Consider the following 23,180-nt stretch of genomic DNA (forward strand, 5'->3'; position numbering starts at 1 on the left):
ATCCGCCGCGTTAGGGTCCGAAGGTGAGCAGAGTACGCATCAGCACCGCCGAGCCGGGGTGGGCCGACCTCCTGGCCGAGGCGGTGCCGCCGCCCGCCCCGACCCCGGGCCGAACGCGCGCCGTGGCGGTCGAGGGCCGCTCGGGCGCGGGCAAGAGCACGGTGGCCGACGCGCTGCGCGCGGCGCTGGTCCGGCGGGGCGAGGCCGCCGCCCTGCTGACCATGGAGGACCTCTACCCGGGATGGCGGGGCCTGGAGGAGGGCTCGGAGCTGCTGCGCGAGTGGGTCCTGGCCCCGCTCGCGCGCGGGGCGCGGGCGGCCTGGCGGCGCTACGACTGGGAGCGGGGGGCGTTCGCGCGGGAGTGGACGGCGCTGCCCGGCGACGTGGCGGCGGGCGGGGTCCTGGTGGTGGAGGGCGGCGGTTCCGGTGCCGCCGCCGTGCGCGGCCTGCTGGACCTGCTGGTGTGGGTGGAGGCGTCCGACGACGAGCGCGCGCGGCGGCTGGACGGCCGGTGGGACGCGTCCGTCTACGCGCCGCACCGGCGGACGTGGGCGGAGCAGGAGGAGGCGTTCCACCGGCGCGACCGCCCCCGGGAGCACGCCGACGCGGTGGTCGCCAACCCCGCCCGGTGACCGGCCGCCGGGTGCGGTCGGGCCCCGACCGCTCCCGGCGCCTCCCCCTCGCGCAGGGCGTGCGCGGCGGAGGGCGCGCCCCGGCGCCGGACCGGTCAACCGGTGACCGCGCCGCCCTCCTCCCGGCGCAGGCCGGTGAAGGCGCCGACGAGGCGGGCCACGACCGTGGTCAGGAACAGCGTGCCCACCACGCCCTCGGCCGCGGACAGCGAGCGCGCCCACGCCGAGACCGGCACGACGTCGCCGTAGCCCGTGGTGGCCAGCGTGACGTAGGAGAAGTAGACGAACTGCTGCCAGGTGACCCGGCCCTCCGGGTGCGCGGAGTCGGCGAAGCTCCCGGGCCGCAGGCTCTCCAGGGCGCCGAACACGGTGGTGAACAGGCCGCCGAGCAGGAGGTAGACGCACACCGCCGCCAGGACGATCTCCAGCTCGTGGGTCCGGCTCCGGCGGTAGACGAACCGCAGCAGGGAGTACATGAGCGCGAGCTGGAAGGCCGCCCCCGCCGCGAACATCGACACCAGCGACGCGCCCCCGCCGCCGGTCGCGCCGACCCAGGCCGCGCAGCAGAGCAGGGCCGCGCCCGTGGCTGCGGTGGGGGCGATCCGGTCGTGCGCCCCGCGCACCAGCACGACGCCGGAGAGCACCACTCCCACGTAGGCGACCAGGTAGAGCCCCGTCCAGACGGGTCCGTGGAGGGTGACCGGGTACCCGAACTGGAGCAGGACCACGAACCCCAGGAACACCCCCAGGCGCACGGGACGCCCCGGACCGCCTCCTGCTCTGCGCACGGTGCCCACTCTGGCACGGCCGCTCCGCGGGGCGGCGGAGGCCGCGCCGGACCCGGGTCCGATCCGCGCGGCGCGGGTCAGCTCCGCCCGCAGATCTCCCTGGCCCTGCGCAGGTCGCCCTGGATGCGGGCGACGCCCGACGTCAGCTGCGGCAGCTGCGCCGCCGCGCCGTTGAGCTCCTGGGAGCGCTGGTTGCGCCGGGCCACGCCGCCGGAGACGACCCGCACGGTCATCTCCAGGGCGATCGCCCCGACCAGGCCGAGCAGACCCACCGACATGAGCAGACCGGCGGGCCCCTCCAGGCCGTCGCCCGTCGCCATCCCGACGAGCAGACCGGCGGGGATGCCGAAGACGGCGAACCGGCAGAGCCGCAGCCCCAGGAGCAGGCGCTCCTGGAGCCTGACCCCGCGCCGCAGGTCGGCGTGGTCGGCGCTGACCTTGGTGTGCCGGGTCTCCCAACTCCGCCGCTGCTCGGCCAGCGACCGCATGGTCGGCAGGGAGCCGTAGACCACGGCCGCGTACCCGGCGCTGACGGGCGTCGGCGCGCTCTCGACGCGGTTCCAGAGGATCGACACCCACTCCCCCAGGCCCGTGTCGCCGCCGTCGCCGGGCGGCACCAGGCGCTCGGGGCGCAGCAGGAAGGCCAGGATGAGGGCGGCGCTCACGTTGACGCGCGCCGCGCGCCAGCCCTCCAGCTCTCCGGTGAGCTGCTCCTGGAAGGCGTTGGCGGCCCGTTCGGCCTCGTCGAGCTGATCGGCGAGCCGCATCAGGTCGGCGGAGTCGGCGCCGTGGTGGGCGCCCATGGTCCTGAGCACGCTCGGGCGGGCCATCAGGACCATCTCGTTGGCCTTGGGCGCGCCGGTGAGCAGCGGGCGCGGGTCGTCGAACATCTCGCCCAGCTCGGCCACGGTGGCGCCCCGGCCGCGGAAGATCGGCGGCAGGTCGGGGCGCAGCTGCGAGACGAACGAGGCCAGCGCCAGGTTGGCGTCGTTGTGGACGTGTCCCCGGAACAGGGAACGGTCCACCGTGGTGTCGCCGAGGTCGTTGACGAGCCAGGCGCCCAGGGCCGCCCGTTCGGCCGGGTCGCTGAAGACCTGGACGGCCGCGCTCCAGTTCTGCTGCATGGCCTCGGCCAGCTCGCCCGGGTCGGTGAAGCGGATGCCGTGGAAGTGGTACGGGGGCACGCCCGAGCGGTACGGCGGGGTGTGGGGGCCGCTCACCGCGCCCGTCTCGAACGCCCGGGAGTAGGGCGGCGGGGTGTGGAGACCGCTCACCGCACCCGCCCCGGACGCCGGGGTGTGGGGCGGCGGGGTGGTGGAGTACGGCGGCGCGGACGGCGGTGCCAGACCGGCCGCGGCGGCGCCCGGGGCCATCTGCGTGTAGGCGCGGGTCGCGTCCGTCCTCGGGGCGTCCGCGGGGGCGACCCGGGTCGGGTCCACCGGGACCGGAGGGGCCACGCGGGTCGCATGGGCCCGCGGGTGCTCACTGGGGGCCACGCGGGTGGGGTCGCTCTCCCACCCGGCGCGCGCGTGGGCCGGGGGCAGGACCCGGGTGCCGCCGCCCGTCGCCGGGCGCGCGGCCGTGCCCTCGGCGGGCGCGGAGATCAGCAGGTTGAGCAGGGTGGTGGCGTCGGGGCGGCGGTCGGGGTCCTTGTCCAGGCAGGAGCGGACGATCCCGGCCAGCGGCTCGGTGAGGGGGCCGAGGTCGGGCTCGCCGCCCAGGATGCGGGCGATGCGGGAGGCCTGGGTCGGTCCGGGGAAGGCCTCGTGTCCGGTGGCGGCGTAGACCATCACCGACCCCCAGGAGAAGATGTCCACCGCCGAGGTCAGCCGCATGCCCTCCAGCTGCTCGGGCGCCATGTACCCGATCGTGCCCACCACACCGCTGGCGGTGACCGAGGTGGTCTCGACCGCGCGGGCGATGCCGAAGTCGATCACGCGCGGCCCGTCCGCGGCCAGCATGATGTTGTCGGGTTTGAGGTCGCGGTGCACGACCCCGGCCGCGTGGATCGCGGCCAGCGCGGTGGCCGTGGAGACGGCCAGGCGGTGCAGTTCGACACCGCCGCGCGGGCCCGCGGTGGCCACGGCGCGCTGGAGCGTGGGACCGTCGATGAACTCGGTGGCGATCCACGGCTCGGCGGCCCCGGGGTCGGCGTCCAGGATCGCGGCGATGCAGAACCCGCTCACCCGCCGGGCCTGCTCGACCTCGGCGCTGAAGCGGCGGCGCATCTCCGGATCCCCCGCCCAGCTGGCGTGCAGGATCTTGACCGCGGCGCGACCGCCGTCGGAGTCCTCTCCGAGGAACACCTCGCCGAAACCGCCGCGCCCCAGCGACCGCACCAGCCGGTACTTCCCCGCCGTGCGGCCGGAGGGCTGGCCCGCCCCGCCGCTACCCTTCTGGACGTGCTGGTCCTCCACCAGGCCACCCCGTATCCGTCGTCATCGCTTCCCCCGGCGGACCCGTGACGGGCCCGTGGGAACTATAGCCACGTTTCGGTCGGCCCGGACCCGGGGACATGGGCGGGCACCGAAGTCCCGTTCCGTGTGGTCCGATGCCGTGCGGAGGCGAAACGTTCTCTCTCCGTGCCCGTCCGAATACCTTCCCGCGGCACGGCCGGACCGTCAGCGGGCCCGCCCCCGGGGCCGGTGGTCGCCGCGCTGGACGCGCTGGACGAGGTCGTCGGTGAGCGTGCCGTAGCCGGTGGCGGCCCACACGCTCTCCTCCGCGGGCACCTCGTAGTAGGGCACCTGCGCGCCCTCGTGCTCGGCGGGCAGGACCACGGGACGCGCCCGGTTGCGGACGGCCTTGGCGCAGTCGGCGCACAGCGGGACGCGGATGGTGCGCGTGCCGCCGAACTCCCGCCAGGGCGTCATTTTGGTGTTCGTGCCGTGCAGCGGGTTGGCGTAGCAGTGGCGGCGCCGGACGGCGGAGCGCGAGCCCCCGGCCGCACTCTCCAGCGCGTCCTCGGCGATGTCGAGCAGCACGAGCACGCCCACGGCGTCGGGCAGGGCGGCCCCCTCCGCGGCCATCCGGTCGTGGACCGCCGCGGCGGCGGAGCGGGCGTCCAGGGCGTGCTGGAGGCTCTGGCCCGACCTGGTGTCGGTCCCCGGGTCCGCGTCCATGCGGCTCAGGCGCTCGCCCATCTCGATGAGGTCGCGCTCGCCCTGTTCGACCAGGGAGGCCAGCTGGGCGCGGTCGGCGTTGTCGAAGGCCGCGTGCTGGGTGATGGAGGCCGCCCTGCGCCTGCCCACGCGCGCGGTGAGGCGGCCGCGCACGAACAGCGCCAACATGATCGCGAGCAGGACCGCGATGACGGCCCCGACCGCGAACAGCGGGCCGGATCCCGTGCCGCTCCCCTGTCCGATGCCCCCGCCCGTGCCGGTGATGTGGGGATTGGCCTCCTCGTAGGCCTGGAGGGCCGCCTCGTAGGCCGCGCGCGGGTCGTCGGACAGCGCGGCCTCCACGGCCGCGTCGGCCTGCTGGAGCATGGAGCCGTCGAAGTCCGTCCCGTAGGAGGCGGTCAGGGCCCCGTAGTGCGCGGGGGCCGCCTCCTGGACACCGGGACCGTAGTCCTCCCCGTGGTACCCCGACGCCTCGTCGTAGGCCAGGTAGTGCGCCTCGCCGCCGCCCCTGCGGTCGTGCACGACCGACACGAGCGTGGCCGCGTCCCCGTTCCAGGCGTCGCCGGCCGTCAGGGGCACCGCGATCACGTACAGGTCCAGGTCGGAGGACTCGATGACCCCGGCGACGCGCTCCTGGTCCTCGGCCGGGAAGGCGGACTCGTAGGCGGGGTCGACGTAGACCGGCGACTCCTCCAGCGCGTCGGCGATGGCCTGGGTGCGGTCCTGTAGGCCCTGGGCGCCGGGGTCCCGCGCGTCCAGGTCCTGGGCCAGGGCACCGGTCGCGGGGCACAGGAGCAGCACGGCGCAGGTCGCGGCCAGCGCCCGCGCCGCGTACCGGGCCAGCGGGGAATCAGCGGGCATCGATCTCCTCCAGGAGCCTCTCGGCCATGCGCGCGGGGTTCTTGGCCCCGAAGCGGTACTGGACCCACGCACGCTCGTTCATCGACAGGTGGTCCCGCCGACTCCCCGCGCCGTCGCGCAGCCGCAGCAGGGCGGCCGTACGCTGCTGGTCGGTCAGGTCGGCGCACGCCCGGCACACGGGGAACAGGCCCCTCCGGTCCCGTGGACCGGCGCGCTTGAACGCCTCGGCGGGGCCGTGCAGGGGGTTGACCATGCACGGGGAGGTCTCGGCGGAGCCGGGGTCCGCCAAGGCGGCGTGCGCCCTGCGGGAGACGACCGCCACGCCGACCAGGTCGAGGTCGTCGGGGTCGGCGTCCATGACCATCAGCGCCGCCTCGACAGGGGGCATCATCGAGACGGGGAGGCGCCCGGCCCGCTCGGAGGAGACCAGGGCGGCCAGCCGCGCCCGCTCGCGCTCGGCCGTGCGGCGCAGGGCGCGCGGGGAGGGCTGGACTCGGCGCCACGCGCGCGAAGCCCGTACCAGGGCCACCGTTCCCAGCACCGTGCCCAGCAGGAGCGCGCCGACGATCGGGCCCAGGACCAGCGCCCCGGCCCAGAAGTCCTCCCAGAAGCGCGCCTCCCGCGGTTCGAGCGGCTCCGTCGAGGTGTCGGGGGGCAGCGGGTCCGCCGCCTCCGGGTCGCGCGGAACCTCCTCGACCGCCCGCAGCAGCAGGTCGAGCGCCCGCGCCGGGGTCGTGGCCGTCCCCTCGTCCACGGCCCGGCCCAGGTAGTAGGTGTCCAGGTCGGTGCCGAAGGCGAGCACGGTCGTCTCGGGCGTCTCCTCGTAGGACTCCTGGGTGATGACCGCGTAGACGCCGTCCTCGCCCAGGACGTGGTGCATCGCGTGCGCGAACCGGCCCGGGTCGCCCTCGCTCTCGTCGGTGTCGGCCATCGGCAGGAGGACCGCGTACACCGGGACGGAGGAGCGCTCCGCGCGCTCGGCGACGTCCGCGAGCCCTTCGCGGGACAGCGGGCTCAGGGGGTCCGCGTAGAGGGAACCGTCGCCGAGCCCGTCCACCACCCGTTCCACGCGCACGGTGGAGGGCACGTAGGGCGGCTGGGACCGGACCCGCTCCAGGGGGTCGGGGCGTTCGTTCGCGCCCAGGGGCACGCTGTCCAGGTAGTACAGGGCTCCGGCCACACCGGCGGCGGGCAGTGCCAGACCGAACACCGAGGCGACGGCGACCGCGGCGACCGTGCTGCCGCCCCTGCGGCGCGTCCACCACACGTGGAGGAGGGACAGGGTGAGCAGCGCGCCGGTCGCGGTGCTGACCAGGAAGCCCAGGTTGCTGGGCCCGACCGACGTGGTCGGGTCCAGGTCCTCCAGGAACTCCTCCCAGGCCGTGGGGCTCCGGTAGGCGTCCTGCTCCGCGGAGTACTCCTGCCGGAGGCGGTCGGCCGTGGCCTGCGCGTCCGGGTCGGCCAGGGCCGCCGTGAAGGCGTCGGCGACCTCGTCGAGCGGGGCGCCGTAGTAGTCCAGCTCGGGGGAGTAGCGCACCGCGTCGGAGGCGGCGTCCACCGGCAGGTCCGCGCCCGCGGCCCGGGCCAGGGGAACGCTGTCGGGCTGGAGCAGGACGTAGAGGCCGTCCGCGCCGACCCGGTCGGTCAGGGCGGGGAGCATGTCCCCTCCCCACCGCGGCTCGGTGCCGGGGAAGGGGCTGGCGACGACGTGGTAGGGCACGTCCAGGGCGCCGAAGGAGTCGTGGAGGTCGGCCTCCAGCTCCTCCAGGTCGTAGCGGCCGGCCAAGGCGTCGTCCACGACCACGGCCGCGCCCTCGGGCTGTTCGGCCAGCAGGGCGGCGTAGTGCTCCGCGGGGGTCACGCGCTCCTCGCGGGTCCCGGTTCCGGGCTCGGGCTGCGCCGAGGCGGGGGCGGCTCCGAGGACCGGGAGGAGGATCAGCAGCGCCGGGAGGACGACGGCCGGCGTGAGCCGGAGGAGGGGGCTGGTGGGGCCGGGCATGCGGTGAGCATAGCGGAGGTTTACGGACATCAGCCGGGGTGGGACCGGCCCCCGGCGGCGGACGCGGACGGGCCGGGGAGGCCGGGAGGCCCCTCCCCGCAGGGGATCCGGACGCCGCGTCCGGCGGCTTCGGCACGCTCCGCACACGCTTTTTTGCTGAATGTCCCGATTTTGGAGTTTAGTCAGCTTTCTGGTGTTCCCCCTTGGTCCGTCCGGCCGCAGGCTGGGAAGCGGGGAAAACGCCCGGTGGTTCCACGCGCTTTCGCACCTCGCGGACAGCGCCGACCCGCGACCGCCCGCACGGCGTCGGAGTTCCCCGCACCAAGCCACGAAGGGAAACCCACTGTCATGCAGAAGAAGACCCTGCGCCGCATCGCGATCACGGCCGTCGCCGCACCCGCCCTGGCGTTCGGAGCGCCGGCCCTGGCCTCGGCGGACGCGTACTACGAGGTGGAGTCCAGCGGAGCCAACTCCCACGGGGCGTACAACTACGAGCTTGAGGCCTTCGCCGGTGACGGCAAGTCCTGGTTCGAGGAGTCCTTCAACGTCGCCGGCAAGGGCGGTGCCTACTCCTCCAGCACGGAGAGCGGCGCCGGCTAGGGTCGCAGGCCCACGATGACGGCTCCCGGTGCCGCACGGCGGCGCCGGGAGTTCGCGTGTCCGGGACCGGGAAGGACTCGGCGTCCGGGACGGTCCGACCCTGACGCGCGGGGCCGCGCACCGGTGGCCTCCGGTCCCGCGCGGCGCCCGAAGGCCCGACTCGGACACACGGGGCCCGCGTGGGACCCCGGTGGGGGTGAGATGTCCGGGGTTTACCCCACGACGCCGCCGCGAGCCCTCTTCCGGGCGCCCCCGAGGCCACTCCCGCACGTCCCGCCGAGCAGAACCCGCGCCAGCGCGCGGATGCCGCCGCCGACCCGGCTCCCCGGCGGCGCCTCGAAGGCACGCGGGGCGCGACATCCCGATTTTGGTGTTTGCGCAGGTCCCTTGTGTTCCCTCTTGGGCCGCCCCGGCGTCAGGATGAATAAAGAAGACAAAAGGGACGAAAGGGACGCAGTCCGGCGGTGTCACGCGTCCAGGACCGCGCCGACGGTGCGGCTGGAGGCGAGGGCACGCGCACGGCCGCTCCCCGCACCGAGCTTCGAAGGGAACCCACCATGCAGAGGAAGACCCTGCGCCGCTTCGCGTTCACCGTCGTCGCCGCACCCGTCCTGGCGCTCGGGGCTCCGGCCCTGGCCTCGGCGGACAGCTACTACTCGTCCAGCTGGTCGGGGGCCGGTGGAGACGGTGCGTACAGCTACGTGGTCAAGTCAGGCAGCGGCCACGGCCACCACCACGGCCACAGCTGGTACTACCACTCCTGGTCGCACGCCGGCCCCCACGGGGCCTACCACTCCAGCGTCAGCAGCGGCAGCCACTGACGCACCGGACGCGAGGGACGGCTCCCGGCGCCGCACGGCGGCGCCGGGAGTCCGCGTGTCCGGGACCGGGAAGGACTCGGCGTCCGGGACGGTCCGACCCGGAAACGGTCCGGTCCCCCGCCGCCGGGGAGGCGACGGGGGACCGGACCGCGGACCGGGACCGGCGTCAGCCGGTCGGGTTCTCCCGGCCGGGCTCGACGAAGGCCTTGAAGCGCTTCATGTCGCCCTTGGCACGGGTCTTGACCAGTCCGAGCTTGTCTCCGAGCTGCTCGACCACGCCCTCCGGGACGGTCTTGAGCTGGAGGGTGATCCTGCTGCTGGTGTCGGACAGGCGGTGGAAGGTCACCACCCCCGCGTGGGTCGTGCCGTCCGTGGTCTTCCAGGCGATCCGCTCCCCGGGGACCTGTTCGGTGACCACGGCCTCGAACTCCCTCTTCTGGCCACCGATCTCGATGGTCCAGAGCATGTGCCCGTCACCGGTGCGGACGACCTTGTCGACCCCCTCCATGAAGGAGGGGAACTCCTCGAACCGCGTCCACTGGGCGTAGGCGGCGGTGACCGGGACGTCGACCTCCACCGTCTCGATGATCTCTGACATTGATCCGGTTCCTTCGCCGTAGGTTGCGTTCGTTCCTCACCCGTGCCGCTACCCGAGCCGACGCGGGCAAACCGCGTCGGCTATACCTTTTCGTTACCTGGAGGAGGGGAGAACGCGAACGGGGCCGCCGCCGTCCCTCGGACGGCGGCGGCCCCGCGAAGCCGCGTGGGGCGCCCGCGCACGGGTCCGCCCGCGGGCGGACCCGCCTACTTGGCGATCAGCTGGCGCAGCACGTACTGCAGGATGCCGCCGTTGCGGTAGTAGTCGGCCTCACCGGGGGTGTCGATGCGCACCACGGCGTCGAACTCCACGCCGGTGTCGGTGCTGACCTTCACCGTGTCGGGGATGCCGCCCTCGTTCAGCTCGGTCACGCCGGTGATGGAGAAGGTCTCCTCGCCGGTCAGGCCGAGGGAGTCGGCGGACTGGCCCTCGGGGAACTGGAGGGGCAGGACGCCCATCCCGATCAGGTTGGAGCGGTGGATGCGCTCGTAGGACTCGGTGATGACCGCGCGCACGCCCAGCAGGCTGGTGCCCTTGGCCGCCCAGTCGCGCGAGGAGCCGGAGCCGTACTCCTTGCCGCCCAGGACGACCAGCGGGGTACCCTGCTCGGCGTAGTTGCGCGCGGCGTCGTAGATGAACGACACCGGGCCCTCGGGCTGGGTGAAGTCGCGGGTGTAGCCGCCCTCGGTGCCCGGCGCGATCTGGTTGCGCAGGCGGATGTTGGCGAACGTGCCCCGGATCATCACCTCGTGGTTGCCGCGGCGCGAACCGTAGGAGTTGAAGTCGCGGCGCTCCACACCGTTGGCCTTGAGGTACTCGGCCGCGGGGGTGCCCGGCTTGATGGCGCCGGCCGGGGAGATGTGGTCGGTGGTGACCGAGTCGCCCAGCTTGGCCAGCACCCGGGCGCCGGTGATGTCGGTGACCGGGGCCGGGGTGGTCTCCATGCCCTCGAAGTAGGGGGGCTTGCGGACGTAGGTCGACTCGCCCTCCCACTCGAAGGTGTTGCCCGTCGGGGTGGGCAGCGAGCGCCAGCGCTCGTCGCCGGCGAACACGTCCGAGTACGCGGACTCGTACATGTCCGAGGCGATCGCGGAGTCCATGACCTGCTGGATCTCCTCGGCGCTGGGCCAGATGTCGGCCAGGAAGACGGGCTCGCCGTCCTTGTCGATGCCCAGCGGCTCCGTGGTGATGTCCACGTCCAGCGACCCGGCGAGCGCGTAGGCGACCACCAGCGGCGGCGAGGCCAGGTAGTTCATCTTCACGTCCGGGTTGATCCGGCCCTCGAAGTTGCGGTTGCCGGACAGGACCGCGGTGACGGCCAGGTCGTTGTCCTGGACGGCCTGGGAGATCTCCTCCGGCAGCGGGCCGGAGTTGCCGATGCAGGTGGTGCAGCCGTAGCCGACCAGGTTGAAGCCCAGCTTGTCCAGGTACGGGGTCAGGCCGGAGCGCTCGTAGTAGTCGGTGACGACCTTGGAGCCCGGGGCCATGGAGGTCTTGACCCACGGCTTGCGGGTCAGGCCCTTCTCCACCGCCTTCTTGGCCAGCAGGGCGGCGCCCAGCATGACCGAGGGGTTGGAGGTGTTGGTGCAGGAGGTGATCGCGGCGATCACCACGGCGCCGTGGTCGATCTCGGTCTCGGTGCCGTCGGCCATGGTGACCTTGACGGCCTTGTGCGGCCGGGCGCCGTTGGCGGTCTGGGACGGGGCGTCCGAGGCCGGGAAGGACTCCTCGCCCGCCTCGTCGGTGCTGTCCTCGACGTAGTTGCGCACGTCGTGGCGCCAGGTGCTCTTGGCCTCCGACAGCGCGATGCGGTCCTGCGGGCGCTTGGGACCGGCGATGGAGGGGACCACCTCGGCCAGGTCGAGCTCCAGGTACTCGGAGAACTCGGGCTCGTTGGCCGGGTCGTGCCAGAAGCCGTTGGCCTTGGCGTAGGCCTCGGTCAGGGCCACCTGCTGCTCGGAGCGGCCGGTCAGCTTCATGTACCGGATGGTCTCGTCGTCGATCGGGAAGATCGCGGCGGTGGAGCCGAACTCCGGGCTCATGTTGCCGATGGTGGCGCGGTTGGCCAGCGGCACGGAGGCCACGCCCTCGCCGTAGAACTCGACGAACTTGCCGACCACGCCGTGCTGGCGCAGCTTCTCGGTGATGGTCAGCACCAGGTCGGTGGCGGTGGTGCCGGGCTGGAGCTCACCGGTCAGCTTGAAGCCGACCACGCGCGGGATGAGCATGGAGATCGGCTGGCCGAGCATGGCGGCCTCGGCCTCGATGCCGCCCACGCCCCAGCCCAGGATGCCCAGGCCGTTCTGCATGGTGGTGTGCGAGTCGGTGCCGACGCAGGTGTCGGGGTAGGCCTGGCCGCCCCGGCTCATGGTGACGCGCGCCAGGTGCTCGATGTTGGCCTGGTGCACGATGCCGGTGCCGGGCGGGACGACCTTGAACTCGTCGAAGGCGGTCTGGCCCCAGCGCAGGAACTTGTAGCGCTCGTAGTTGCGCTCGTACTCGATCTCGACGTTGCGCTCGAAGGCGTCGGGGCGGCCGAAGAGGTCGACGACGACGGAGTGGTCGATCACCAGCTCGGCGGGGGCGAGCGGGTTGATCTTGTCCGGGTCGCCGCCCAGCTCGCGCACGGCCTCGCGCATGGTGGCGAGGTCGACGACGCAGGGGACGCCGGTGAAGTCCTGCATGATCACCCGCGCGGGGGTGAACTGGATCTCCTGGTTGGGCTGGGCCTTGGGGTCCCAGCCGCCCAGGGCCCGGATGTGGTCGGCGGTGACGTTCGCACCGTCCTCGGTGCGCAGGAGGTTCTCCAGCAGCACCTTCAGGCTGTAGGGAAGCCGCCTGGAGCCCTCCACGGTCTCCAGACGGAAGATCTCGTACGACTCGTCGCCAACGCGCAACGTGTCACGGGCGCCGAAGCTGTTCGCGGACACGGTGTCTGCCTCCTGATCTCGCCACTTGCGTTCCCAGCATCCTCCCCCATGGGAGGGACGCGGGACCTGTCGAGGCCGCCCTGACCGATTGCCGGGGGCGAAGGGCCGCGGGGGTGACCTCCGCCTGCCTCCCGGCCTCCGTCAGGCCCGCCGTGGCCTGCGGCGACACCACTCGCCACCGGCCGGGCGGCCCACTGGTAGCGGGCGCCCACGTTGTCCGGACCGGGTGCGCTCAAGCGGTCAACTTCACACACCCGAACCGGGAGCGGGCCGAGGGGAACCCCGCTGTTATCTTGATGTCAAGGTATCTAACTTGTATCTCGATATCAAGTTATCGGGCGGCCGCCAACGGTGTGCGACCGCCCCCGGCCCAACCCCTTTCGGGGCTCCGGATCAGTCCAGCTGCGGCGCGACCCGCGAGGCCACCAGCTCCAGGTGGTCCAGGTCGGACATGTCCAGCATCTGGAGGTACATGCGCTCGGCGCCCGCCTCGGCGAAGCGGCCGATCCTGTCCACCAGCTCGTCGGGGGTGCCCGCCAGGCCGTTCTCCCGCAGCTCGGGGACCTCGCGGCCGATCCGCTCGGCCCGCCGGGCCACCTCGGCCTCGTCCCTGCCCACGCAGAGCACCTGCGCGGCGGAGTAGACCATCGGCGCGCTGCGCCCCGAGGCCCGCACCGCGGCCCGGGTCCGCTCGAAGGCGGCCGAGGTGTCCTCGATCGAGCTGAAGGGCACGTTGTACTCGTCGGCGTACTTGGCGGCCAGGCGCGGCGTGCGCTTGGGGCCGGTGCCGCCGATCAGCACCGGAGGACGCGGGCCCTGCTGCGGCTTGGGCAGCGCGGGCCCCTCCGCCAGGCGGTAGTGCTTGCCCTCGTAGCGGAAGGTCTCCCCCACCGGGGTCGACCACAGGCCGGTGATGATGTCCAGCTGCTCCTCGTAGCGGTCGAAGCGCTCGCGGGCGGTGGCGGGGAAGGGGATCCCGTAGACCGCGTGCTCCTCCTCGAACCAGCCCGAGCCGAAACCGAACTCCACCCGGCCGTCGCTCATGCGGTCGACCTGGGCGACGGAGATCGCCAGGGGCGCGGGGTGGCGGAAGGTCGCCGCGGTCATCAGCGTGCCCAGGCGGATGCGGGAGGTGTCCCGGGCGAGCCCGGCGAGAGTGATCCAGGCGTCGGTGGGCCCGGGGAGGCCGCTGACGTGATCCCCCATGTGCAGATAGTGATCGGACCGGAACAGAGCGTCGAAACCCAGGTCCTCGACGGCCCTGGCGACGGTGAGCTGGTCCTCGTAGGTGGCCCCCTGTTGGGGCTCAAGGAAGATCCTCAGACGCATAAGCCCCATTTTCTCCCACGTCGCGGACCAGACCGAAACCGCCGCGCGGTTACCGTGGAAAAGGCGCTTCCGCGCCCCGCCCGTCCGCCGAACCGAAACGCCCGTCCTCCGCGATAGTCCCTCCTGTGAAGCTGCTCCGCCGCGCGCGCCGCCGCGCGCCCTCCTACGACCCGGACAGCACCGACCCGGTGCTGCTGGCCGCCGTCGCCGCGGGCGAGACCCGCGCGCTGGAGTTCCTGCACCGCAGGCACGCCACCTGGCTGCGGGCCCGGCTGCGCTACCGGTGCTCCGACCCCGACCAGCTCGACGCCGCCCTCCAGGAGACCTTCCTGGCCGTGTGGAGGAACGCGGGCTCCTTCACCCCCCGCCCCGGCGACACCGACGCCGGGGCCTGGCTGTGGACCATCGCGATCCGCCAGCTCATCTCCCAGCTGCGCAAACGCGCCAACCGCTGGATCGCCGACAGCGACACCGAACCCTACGAGACCATCGGCGACGCCTCCGCCGAGGACACCGTGCTGCTCAACATCGAGCACGGCCCGTTGGGCGCCGCCCTGCACTCCCTCTCCCCGGAACTGCGCTCGGCCATCCAGGCCACCGTGCTCGACGGGCTCACCGTCCGGGAGGCCGCGCAGATCCTCCAGATCCCCGAGGGAACCGTCAAGACACGGGTCATGCGCGCCAAGGCGCGGCTACGGGAGGCACTGACATGAGCTGGCACCTGACCCCTGCCCAGGCACACGAGTACGCCCACCACCGCTCCGACGACGTCACCGCCATGTCCGTGGAGGCACACATCACCCACTGCGCGCCCTGCCGCGACCTGCTGCCCGCCGACGAGCCCTGGCTGGCCCGGAGCTGGGAGGACCTGCGCGACGTCGTGGACCGCCCCCGGCGCGGGCCCGTCGAGTCCCTGCTGTCCTCACTGGGGCTGGGCGAGGGCACCGCCAAGCTGCTGGCCGCCACCCCCTCCCTGTACCGGGCCTGGCTGCTGGCCACGGTCGTGGTGCTGACGGCAGCCCTGCTGGCCGCCCACCACCTGCCGCACGGCTCGCTGATGTTCACCTTCACCGCCCCGGTGGTGCCCCTGGCCGGGGTGGCCCTGGCCTACGGGCGCGGGGTGGACCCGGCCCACTCGCTGACCTCGGTCACGCCGCTGGCGGGCCAGCGGCTGCTGTTCCTGCGCACCTGCGCGGTGCTGGTGCCCGCGCTGACCCTGTGCATGTCGGCGGCGCTGCTGCTGCCCCACGCGCACACCCCCTGGAAGGCGGTGTTCTGGCTGCTGCCCGCCCTCACCCTGGTCGCCGGGTCCCTCGTGCTCAGCCGCTGGACGCACCTGGGCGCGGCCAGCGCCGCGGTGGGGCTGCTGTGGCTGGCCGCCCTGGGCGTCCTGACCGCCTCCGAGGACGCCACGCCCCTGCACCTGCTCGCGCCCCAGGCCCAGATGTGGTGGGCGGGCGCGCTCACCGCCCTGCTCGGCGCACTCCTGCTGCGGATGAGGACGGCGTGAGCGCGACGACCGCGCGGGCCGCCGTCAGCGTCCGCGGGCTGGGGCACCGCTACGGCACCCGCACCGCCCTGGCCGGGATCGACCTGGACCTGGGCCCCGGCGTGACCGGGCTGCTGGGGCGCAACGGCGCGGGCAAGACCACCCTGCTGCGCTGCCTGGCCACCGACCTGGAGGCCGACGACGGCGAACTGCGCGTGCTCGGACACGACCCCGCGCGGGCCGCCGAGCGCACCGAGATCCGCCGCCACCTGGGCTACCTGCCGCAGAACCCCGAGTTCTACCCGTACTTCACCGCGTTCGGCCTGCTGGACTACATGGCGGTGCTCAAGGAGCTGGGCGGACGCCGCGCCCGCCACGACGAGGTGCGCCGGGTCCTGGAACGGGTCGGTCTCCACGACCGCCGCCACAGCCGGGTCCGGCGCCTGTCCGGCGGTATGCGCCAGCGGCTGGGCCTGGCCTCGGCCCTGCTCGGGGACCCCCGGGTGCTGCTGCTGGACGAGCCGACCATCGGCCTGGACCCCGAGCAGCGCATCCGGTTCCGCGGCCTGGTCTCGGAGCTGGCCGTGCGCAGCACCGTGGTGCTGTCCACCCACCAGATCGAGGACGTGGCCGCCCTGTGCCAGCGCGTGGTGTGCCTGGACGCGGGCCGGGTGATCTTCGACGGGACGCCCCGCGCGCTGGTGGACGGGGCGCGCGGGCACGTGTGGGAGCGCGACGGCCGCCCCGGCCGGGAGTACACCGCCTGGCGCCTGGCCGACGGGCGCTACCGGGTGCTCACCCCCGCGGGCGGCGCCGCGCCCGGCCCCTCCGAGGGTCTGGAGCCGGTCGAACCCAGCCTGGAGGACGCCTACCTGCTGCTCACCGGCGTGGAACGGGGCGACCGGTGAGCCCCACCCGACACGCGGTCGGCGCCGGACCCGCGCGAGGGGCGCCCAGCGGTCAGGAGGCCGCGGCCCCGGACCGCGGCGCCTCCCGGACACGCGCCGCACGCAGGCACGCCGCCCGGAGCGCGGCCACGTTCGCCCGCCTGACCTGGTTCAACGCGTTCCGCCTGGCCCGCAACCCGTTCGTGCTCCCGGGCTCCCTGGTGGGCGTGTACCTGCTCGTGACCCCGGACTGGGCGAGCGAGACGGCCACCCTGGAGCACTGGTACGACAACGCCGACGCCGCCGCGACGGCCGTGGGCGCGGTGCTCTTCGCCGCGGTCGCCTTCCCCGCCATGCGCGAGGTCCGCTACTGCCCGCGCCTGGTCTCCCCGCTGGGCCGGACGGGACGACTGCTGTCCCTGATGGCGGCGTCCTCGCTGGTCGGCACGGCACTGGTCGTGCTGTGGGCCGGGGTGGACCGCTGGCTGTCCCCTCCCCTGCTGGGCACACTGAGCCCGTCCGCCTACCCGGCGCCCCTGCTGTTGGCGGCCGCGGGCCCGCTGCTGTCCATCGCCCTGGTGGCGTGGACCCGCTCCTACCTGCCGCTGGTCGTGACCCTGCTGGCCCTGCCCGCCTACTGGCTGTACGGCGTCTCGGCGGTGGACGCCAACCTGTCGAGCGCCGTGCTCCGGGTGGAGTGGGCGGCCCGCGTCGCCCTGGACCCCTTCAACGTGAGCGCCCCCTCCGTCACGGACGTGGCCACCGTCTACCTGGTCTACTCCGTGCTGGTCGTGGCCCTCCTGGCCGTCCTGGCCTCGGCCGCGCGGGGCCGCCGCGCCCACCGGGCGGCCTGCCTGGGCGCGGCCGCCGTGCTGCTGGCCGCCGCCGTCGGCACCGTCGTCCACGGCCGCCAGACCCAGCCGCTGTACGCCCCCATCCCCGACAGCCGGGTGTACGGCGCGCAGGGGCCGCCCTGCCAGACCAGGGAGGGCGTCACCTACTGCCCCCTGCCCGGCTTCGAACCGTGGGTGGAGCGCTGGCACGGCGCCCTGGGCCCGGCCCTGGACCTGCTGCCCGATCTCCCGCGCGAGCGCATGCCCGTGGTGTGGCAGGAGAGCTTCTCCTACCACCGGGAGCTGGACGTGCCCCGGGACCGGGACGTGGTGGTCCACGCGTACACAGGCGGCTGGGACCACTACTGGCAGACCGCGATGGTGGGCGAGGCGGCCCGGGTGGTCCTGGGCCTGTCCGACCCCTACGAGACCGGATGCCTGGGCACCGGGCAGGCGCGCGTACTGCTGGCGGCGTGGCTGGCCGCCAGCGTGGAGGGCCTGTCCCGCTACGACACCCTGGACACGCTGGCCGCGAACCTGTACGCCTACCAGCCCTCCCCGGTGGACCTGGAGCTCTCCCTGGCCATGGCCGACCTGCCCGAGGAGCGGGTGAGCCGGGTCCTGGAGCGGAACTGGGAGAGGCTGACCGACCCGCGCACGACCAGCCTGGAGCTGGCGCTGCTGCTGGACACGCCGCTGAGGGAGTCCTCCACCGAACCCGCCGGGCCCGGGGACTGGCGGCGGCTCTACCCCGAGCACCAGTACCACACCTCCGAGGAGGACCCGAGGCGGTACGCCCGGCCCGTGTGCGGCTGAACCGCGACCGGGTTATCGAATGACCTATGCCCCGCGCTCTGGATCGGCCCCGCCCGCCTCCCTAGGCTTCCGGGCACGCCGCACCAGAAACGAGGCCACTCCCCGTGCGCAGAACCACGGCGGCACTCGCCGCCCTCCCCCTCCTGACCGCGGTCCTGAGCCCCGCCGCACCCGCGGCGGCCGAGACCTCCCCCTCCGAGGCGCGGGTGGTGCCGATCCAGGTCACCGGCGACCCCTCCGAACGCTTCAACCTGGTCATCCTCGGCGACGGCTACACCGAGGAGGAGATGCCGCTCTTCCGCGAGCAGCTCGACCAGCACCTCAACGTGCAGTGGAGCATCGAACCCTTCCGCACCTACCGCAACTACCTCAACGTGTACGCGGTGCAGACCCCCTCAGCCGAGTCGGGCGTGGACTGCGACCCCGCCCGGGAGGACCAGGAGCGCGACACCGCCCTGGGCATGGGCTTCTTCAACGGCTGCGACCCCGAAGCCCTGGAGCGGCTGCTGACCGTGGACGAGGAGGCCGCCGAGGCCGCGGCCGACCTGGTGCCCGGGGTGAGCGCGGACAACCGGCAGATCCTGGCCCTGGCCAACAGCGGCACCTACGGGGGGCGCGGCGGCGCCACCGCCACCGCCTCCTCGGGCAACGCCCTGTCCGCGCTGATCAGCCCGCACGAGCTCGGGCACTCCCTGGGAGAGCTCCAGGACGAGTACCCGTACTACTTCCGCGACACGAGCCTGGGCCGCTACACGGGAGGGGAACCCGACTCGGCCCACCACACCCTGATGTCGTCGCGGGAGATGCTCGACCGGCGGGAGAAGTGGTGGCGCTGGCTCGGTGAGGAGAGCGAGGCGGGCGGGACCATCGGCGCCGCCGGCCCCGACGGCCACGAGGGCGGTCTGTACCACTCCGAGGGCGTGTGGCGCCCCAGCGGGCACTCCATGCTCAAGTCGCTGGGCTACTACTTCGACCAGGTCGCCCGGGAGGTGATGGTCCAGCGGATCTCCGGCCTGCGCGACCGGGGCGAGATGCCGGTCTCCTCCACCCCCGAGGGCGAGGTGGGGCCCGAGGACGCCGTGTGGGTGGAGGGCCCCCACCCCGTCTTCCACGAACTGGAGTACACCTGGTCGGTCGACGGCGAGGAACTGCCCGAGGCGGCGGGCTCGCGCGCCCTGGACCTGTCCGGGCTCGGCCTCGACGAGGGGGCGAAGGTGAGCGTCCGGGTGCAGGACCCCACCGGCTTCGTCCGCGATCCGCTCATCCGCGAGTCCGCCGCCCTGACGCAGACGCGCTCCTGGACCGTCGGGGAACCGCTGCCCGCGGACGCGGGGACCGTGGAGTTCACCCGCTTCCGCGACACCGCGCGCGCCGTCGGCGGCGACGAGGTGGTCTACGCCGAGACCTCCCGCCCCACCGACCGGGTGCTGGACGTGGCCTGGACCCTGGACGGGCGTGAGGTGTCCACCTCCGCCGACGGGCGCACCCTGGACCTGGGCGCGGTCGCCCCCGGGGCGGGCACGCACACGCTGACCGCCGCGGTCACCGACCCGGCCGCCCCGGGCGGGGACTCACAGACCCTGGTCTGGAAGGTGGACAACACCGCTCCCACCGCGCCGCGCGAGCTGTCCGAGCCCGCCGCCACCGCCGGGCAGGACCACCACATCCACCTCAACGCGTTCTCCATGCGGCTCTCGCCGCGCGACGACGGCGAGGGCCACGTCGTCGGGGAGTTCCGCGTCGACGGCGACGGCTGGCACCACTACTACGGCTGGCCCGACGACCCCGGGGCGCCGTTCAGGTTCACCCCGGACGGCACCAACGTCGACGACCTCGTCTACGGAAGCCTGGGCAGCGGCGGGCTGTCCACGGCGGTGTTCGAGGTCGACGGACACGAACCGGGCTGGGGGACGCACACGGTGGAGCACCGCGCCATCGACGCGGCGGGCAACACCGGCTCCCCCGACTCCTTCCGCGCGACCGTCGTCCCGGCGGCCGACCCCGAGTGCACCGAGACCGTCACCGGAACGGTCCGGGGCGGCCTGGACGTGGACTCGGGCGTGGTCTGCCTCGACGGGGCCGTGGTGAACGGCGGCGTGGACGTGGCCGCGGGCGCCTCGCTCGTCGTGGACGGCGGGTCGCTGCGGGGCGGGCTGAACGCCGACGGCGCCCACACCGTCCGGCTCACCGGCACCGAGGTCCGCGGCGCGGTGCGCGTCAGCGGGACCACCTCGGAGGTGATGGTCCTGGGCTCGGAGCTGACGGGTTCGCTGGCCCTGCACGGCAACACCCAGGTCCCGTCCCCGACCTGGACCGGGGACCCCGGGGGCTACGGACCGGTCCTGGCGGGCAACAGCGTCCGGGGCTCGCTGTCCTGCACCGGCAACAGCCCGGCGATCGCCGACTTCGGCGCCGCCAACGACGTCACGGGCTCGGCCGCGGGGCAGTGCGCGCACCTGTGACCGGCCGTGCCGCCGGGGCGTGAGGCCCTCGCCTCCCGTCCCGGCGGTCCCCCGCGGACTCCGCCACCGCACCGACCCGGGAGCGGCTGCCGGTCCCGGGCCGCGCCGTGCCCGGCGGTCCGAGGGGGTCGCGGTCAGCCCTCCCGGTGGCGGCGGGCCGGGTGGACCGGCTCCAGCACCGCCAGGCACTCCACGTGATGGGTCATCGGGAAGGCGTCGAACGCGCGAAGGTCCACCAGACGGTAGTCGGCCCGCTCGAACGAGGCCAGGTCGCGGGCGAGCGTGGCGGGGTCGCACGAGACGTAGGCCACCTTGCGGGGGCGCGTCCCGGTCAGGGAGCGCACCACCTCGGCGCCCGCACCGGCCCGGGGCGGGTCCAGCACGACGACGTCGGCGCGCACGTCCGCCCACTCGCGCAGCTGGGCGGCCACGTCGCCCTGCTCGACGCGGACCTGCTCCATGTCCTTGAGGTTGTACCGGGCGTCGCGCACGGCCTCGGCGCCGCTCTCCACGCCCATGGCGCGGCCCTCGGGGCCCACGGCGGCGGCCAGCGCGCCGGTGAACAGCCCCGCCCCGCAGTACAGGTCCAGGGCGGTCTCGCCGGGCTTGGGCTCCAGAGCGTCCAGGACGGCGGCGGTGAGCACCTCGGCGGCGGCCGGGTGCACCTGCCAGAAGCCGCCCGCGCTGACGCGGTACTCGCGGCCGTCGACCTTCTCGCGCACGCCCCTGCGTCCGCGCACCTGCTGGACGCGGCCGCCCTTGAACCGGCGCAGCACCGCGCTGGAGGTACCCAGTTCGGGCAGGGAGTCCAGCCTGGCCCCGGTCGGTGTGACGACCACGGCGCGGTCGGCGCAGGCGGCCGAGGCGACCGCCTCCACGTCGCGGACGCCCTCCCACGTGACGTCGGTCACCCCGAGCTCGGTCACGCCGGGGTGGGCGATGAGGCAGCGCTCGACGGGCTCGATGTCGTGGGAGCGGTGGCGGCGCAGTCCGGCGCGGCCGCCGGAGTCCACGGCGAAGCGCACGCGGGTGCGCCAGCCCAGGCCGTCGGGGGTGCCGGGCAGCTCCTCCACCTCGACCCGGCGGTCGATCCCGGCGATGCGCCGCAGCTGGTCGGCGACGACCTTGCCCTTGAGCGCCCGCTGCGCCTCCGGGGCGGCGTGCTGCCAGTCGCAGCCTCCGCACTTGCCGGGCCCGGCGGCCGGGCAGGGGGCCTGGACGCGGTCCGGGGAGGCCTGGAGGACCTCGACGGCGTCGCCCCTCATGAAGCGGGAGGTCTGCTCGGTGACGCGGACGCGGACCCGCTCGCCGGGCAGGGCGTGGCGGACGAAGACCACCTGGTCCTCGTGGCGCCCCACGCACCAGCCCCCGTGCGCGACGTCGTCCACGGTCAGCTCGAAATCCTGTCCCACACGGTTCATGGCGGTCGTCCTCAAAGATGGTCGGGTCACGTGACGGGTGACCCTGCGCGCACAGCCACCAACCGTCCCCAATCTACCTGCCGGAACCCGCCTCCCGGACGGGCCCGTGGACGGCCGGGGCGACCGAGCGTGTCGGCCGCGTCTGTGCCAAGGTGTCACTGTGCGCACGCGCGACCGCGGCGTGCGCGGCGGCTATCTCGACGGGAGTGCGGGCGAGGTGCACATCGTGATCATGGGGTGCGGGCGGGTGGGGTCCACCCTCGCGCACACCCTGGTTGACCTGGGGCACACGGTGGCGGTGATCGACCGGGACCCCGAGGCGTTCCGGCGTCTGCGCGGCTCCGTGGCCAAGCACGCGGTCCGGGGGCAGGGGCACGACCGGGAGGTCCTGCTCGCCGCCGGGATCGACCGCGCGGGGGCCTTCGCCGCGGTCAGCAACGGGGACAACTCCAACATCATCTCGGCGCGGGTGGCCCGCGAGGCGTTCGGCGTGGACAACGTGGTCGCGCGGATCTACGACCCCCGCCGGGCCGAGGTCTACCAGCGGCTGGGCATCCCCACGGTGGCGACGGTGCGCTGGACGGCCGACGCGGTCCTGCGCCGGATGGTGCCGGGCGACGGGCGGCTCACCGCCGGGCCGGAGTGGCAGGACGCGTCCGGGACCCTGGCCATGAACGAGATGAACCTGCCGCGGGGGTGGGCCGGTCGCCGCGTCGCCGACCTGGAGGAGCGGGCACCGGTGCGGGTGGTCTACCTGACCCGTGCGGGCCGGATCCTCCTGGCCGGATCCGGTGAGCTCCTGGAGGAGGGCGACGTCCTGCACGTGGTCGCCCGCGGCCGCGACCTGGACGGGCTGCGGCTGGACGACGACGAGACGGGGCGTGGGTGAGATGCGGATCGCCATCGCGGGAGCCGGGAGCGTGGGACGCTCCATCGCCACGGAGCTGGCGGGCAGCGGCCACGACGTGCTGCTGATCGACCGGGACACCCGCGCCATCGGCGTGGACGACCTCCCCCAGGTGGAGTGGCTGCTGGCCGACGCCTGCGAGCTGGCCACGCTGGAGGACGCCCGTCTGGAGGACTTCGACGTGGTGGTCGCGGCCAGCAGCGACGACAAGGTCAACCTGGTGGTGTCCCTGCTGTCCAAGACCGAGTTCGGGGTGGACCGGGTGATCGCCCGCATCAACGACCCCGACAACGAGTGGCTGTTCAACGAGTCCTGGGGCGTGGACCTGGCGGTCTCCCCGCCGCGGCTGATCGCCGACCTGGTCGAGGGGGTCCCCGAGGAGGAGCCGGGCGGGGAGGACTCCCTGCCGCCGCTGCCGGGGGCCGAGATCGCCGAGTCGGTGCTGCACGCCGAGAGCCCGTTCGCGGGCGGGCCGGAGGGCGCGCTGGCGGAGTCGCTGCCCGAGGGGGTGGCGCTGGTGGCGGTGGTGGGCCCCGGCGGGGTGCGCCCGCCGGACCCGGGCCGGACCCTGTCGGTGGGCGACACCGTGGTGTTCCTGGCCGAGCCCGAGGTCCTGGGCGCCCTGGAGTCCCTGCTGGGCTCGGCGGACGACCCCGGCCTCTAGGGCGCGCGTCCGCCGGGACGC

At 74.1% G+C, this 23,180-nt stretch carries 18 protein-coding genes; 10 read left to right on the forward strand and 8 right to left on the reverse strand.

Going from position 1 to position 23,180, the window contains the following annotated elements:
• Positions 1-23 precede the first annotated feature (23 nt).
• Entirely contained in the window at positions 24-632 is a 609-nt protein-coding gene (locus EV372_RS00445) for an AAA family ATPase (RefSeq protein ID WP_130394234.1), read from the forward strand.
• A 95-nt stretch (positions 633-727) separates the two neighbouring features.
• On the opposite strand, the gene EV372_RS00450 is transcribed toward EV372_RS00445, so the two are convergent.
• The 4 genes from EV372_RS00450 to EV372_RS00465 all read right to left on the reverse strand — a co-directional run bounded on the left by EV372_RS00450 (position 728) and on the right by EV372_RS00465 (position 7,402).
• Positions 728-1,420: a potassium channel family protein gene (locus tag EV372_RS00450; RefSeq protein WP_486484078.1), complete on the reverse strand. Its 693-nt coding sequence runs from the start codon at positions 1,418-1,420 to the stop codon at positions 728-730.
• 77 nt (positions 1,421-1,497) lie between these two features.
• Positions 1,498-3,837, reverse strand: a complete 2,340-nt coding sequence (locus tag EV372_RS00455; RefSeq protein ID WP_130394236.1) for a serine/threonine protein kinase — start codon at positions 3,835-3,837, stop codon at positions 1,498-1,500.
• A 204-nt stretch (positions 3,838-4,041) separates the two neighbouring features.
• Positions 4,042-5,403 carry a hypothetical protein gene (locus EV372_RS00460; RefSeq protein ID WP_130394238.1) on the reverse strand — a complete coding sequence of 454 codons (1,362 nt, stop codon included), beginning with the start codon at positions 5,401-5,403 and terminating at the stop codon, positions 4,042-4,044.
• Positions 5,393-7,402, reverse strand: coding sequence for a hypothetical protein (locus EV372_RS00465; protein ID WP_130394240.1), 2,010 nt, complete (start codon positions 7,400-7,402; stop codon positions 5,393-5,395). Before EV372_RS00465 ends, EV372_RS00460 begins: the two co-directional genes overlap by 11 nt.
• A 348-nt stretch (positions 7,403-7,750) precedes the next feature.
• On the opposite strand from EV372_RS00465, the gene EV372_RS00470 reads away from it, so the two are divergent.
• Positions 7,751-8,002, forward strand: a complete 252-nt coding sequence (locus EV372_RS00470) for a hypothetical protein (protein ID WP_013153881.1) — start codon at positions 7,751-7,753, stop codon at positions 8,000-8,002.
• A gap of 557 nt (positions 8,003-8,559) precedes the next feature.
• Complete coding sequence (locus tag EV372_RS00475) at positions 8,560-8,823, forward strand: hypothetical protein (protein ID WP_130394242.1); 264 nt, start codon at positions 8,560-8,562, stop codon at positions 8,821-8,823.
• A gap of 166 nt (positions 8,824-8,989) precedes the next feature.
• Here the strand turns inward: EV372_RS00475 and EV372_RS00480 are convergent, their stop codons facing one another.
• The 3 genes from EV372_RS00480 to EV372_RS00490 all read right to left on the reverse strand — a co-directional run bounded on the left by EV372_RS00480 (position 8,990) and on the right by EV372_RS00490 (position 13,680).
• On the reverse strand, positions 8,990-9,421 hold the full coding sequence (locus tag EV372_RS00480; protein WP_013153883.1) for an SRPBCC family protein: 432 nt from the start codon (positions 9,419-9,421) through the stop codon (positions 8,990-8,992).
• A gap of 206 nt (positions 9,422-9,627) precedes the next feature.
• Positions 9,628-12,351, reverse strand: a complete 2,724-nt coding sequence (gene acnA, locus EV372_RS00485) for an aconitate hydratase AcnA (RefSeq protein WP_130394244.1) — start codon at positions 12,349-12,351, stop codon at positions 9,628-9,630.
• 393 nt (positions 12,352-12,744) lie between these two features.
• Positions 12,745-13,680: an LLM class F420-dependent oxidoreductase gene (locus EV372_RS00490; protein ID WP_130394246.1), complete on the reverse strand. Its 936-nt coding sequence runs from the start codon at positions 13,678-13,680 to the stop codon at positions 12,745-12,747.
• 125 nt (positions 13,681-13,805) lie between these two features.
• Between EV372_RS00490 and EV372_RS00495 the strand changes: the two genes are divergently transcribed.
• The 5 genes from EV372_RS00495 to EV372_RS00515 all read left to right on the forward strand — a co-directional run bounded on the left by EV372_RS00495 (position 13,806) and on the right by EV372_RS00515 (position 20,167).
• A complete protein-coding gene (locus tag EV372_RS00495) occupies positions 13,806-14,393 on the forward strand; it encodes an RNA polymerase sigma factor (protein ID WP_017564300.1) in 588 nt (195 codons plus the stop codon).
• Positions 14,390-15,190 (forward strand): zf-HC2 domain-containing protein, encoded by an 801-nt coding sequence (locus EV372_RS00500; protein ID WP_130394248.1) that lies wholly within the window; start codon positions 14,390-14,392, stop codon positions 15,188-15,190. Before EV372_RS00495 ends, EV372_RS00500 begins: the two co-directional genes overlap by 4 nt.
• Positions 15,187-16,077 (forward strand): ATP-binding cassette domain-containing protein, encoded by an 891-nt coding sequence (locus tag EV372_RS00505; protein WP_130394250.1) that lies wholly within the window; start codon positions 15,187-15,189, stop codon positions 16,075-16,077. The genes EV372_RS00500 and EV372_RS00505 overlap by 4 nt, the downstream gene beginning before the upstream one ends.
• Positions 16,074-17,705, forward strand: coding sequence for a hypothetical protein (locus tag EV372_RS00510; RefSeq protein ID WP_130394252.1), 1,632 nt, complete (start codon positions 16,074-16,076; stop codon positions 17,703-17,705). The genes EV372_RS00505 and EV372_RS00510 overlap by 4 nt, the downstream gene beginning before the upstream one ends.
• 104 nt (positions 17,706-17,809) lie before the next feature.
• Positions 17,810-20,167, forward strand: coding sequence for a M64 family metallopeptidase (locus EV372_RS00515; RefSeq protein WP_130394254.1), 2,358 nt, complete (start codon positions 17,810-17,812; stop codon positions 20,165-20,167).
• Between the two features lie 134 nt (positions 20,168-20,301).
• Here EV372_RS00515 and EV372_RS00520 read toward each other — a convergent pair whose 3' ends face one another.
• A complete protein-coding gene (locus tag EV372_RS00520; RefSeq protein WP_130394256.1) occupies positions 20,302-21,588 on the reverse strand; it encodes a class I SAM-dependent RNA methyltransferase in 1,287 nt (428 codons plus the stop codon).
• A 217-nt stretch (positions 21,589-21,805) separates the two neighbouring features.
• On the opposite strand from EV372_RS00520, the gene EV372_RS00525 reads away from it, so the two are divergent.
• Both EV372_RS00525 and EV372_RS00530 read left to right on the forward strand, forming a co-directional pair.
• A complete protein-coding gene (locus EV372_RS00525; protein ID WP_130398688.1) occupies positions 21,806-22,477 on the forward strand; it encodes a potassium channel family protein in 672 nt (223 codons plus the stop codon).
• Positions 22,470-23,159 (forward strand): potassium channel family protein, encoded by a 690-nt coding sequence (locus EV372_RS00530; protein WP_130394258.1) that lies wholly within the window; start codon positions 22,470-22,472, stop codon positions 23,157-23,159. The genes EV372_RS00525 and EV372_RS00530 overlap by 8 nt, the downstream gene beginning before the upstream one ends.
• The last annotated feature ends 21 nt before the right edge of the window (positions 23,160-23,180 follow it).

This window comes from Nocardiopsis sp. CNZ308, assembly GCF_004217075.1.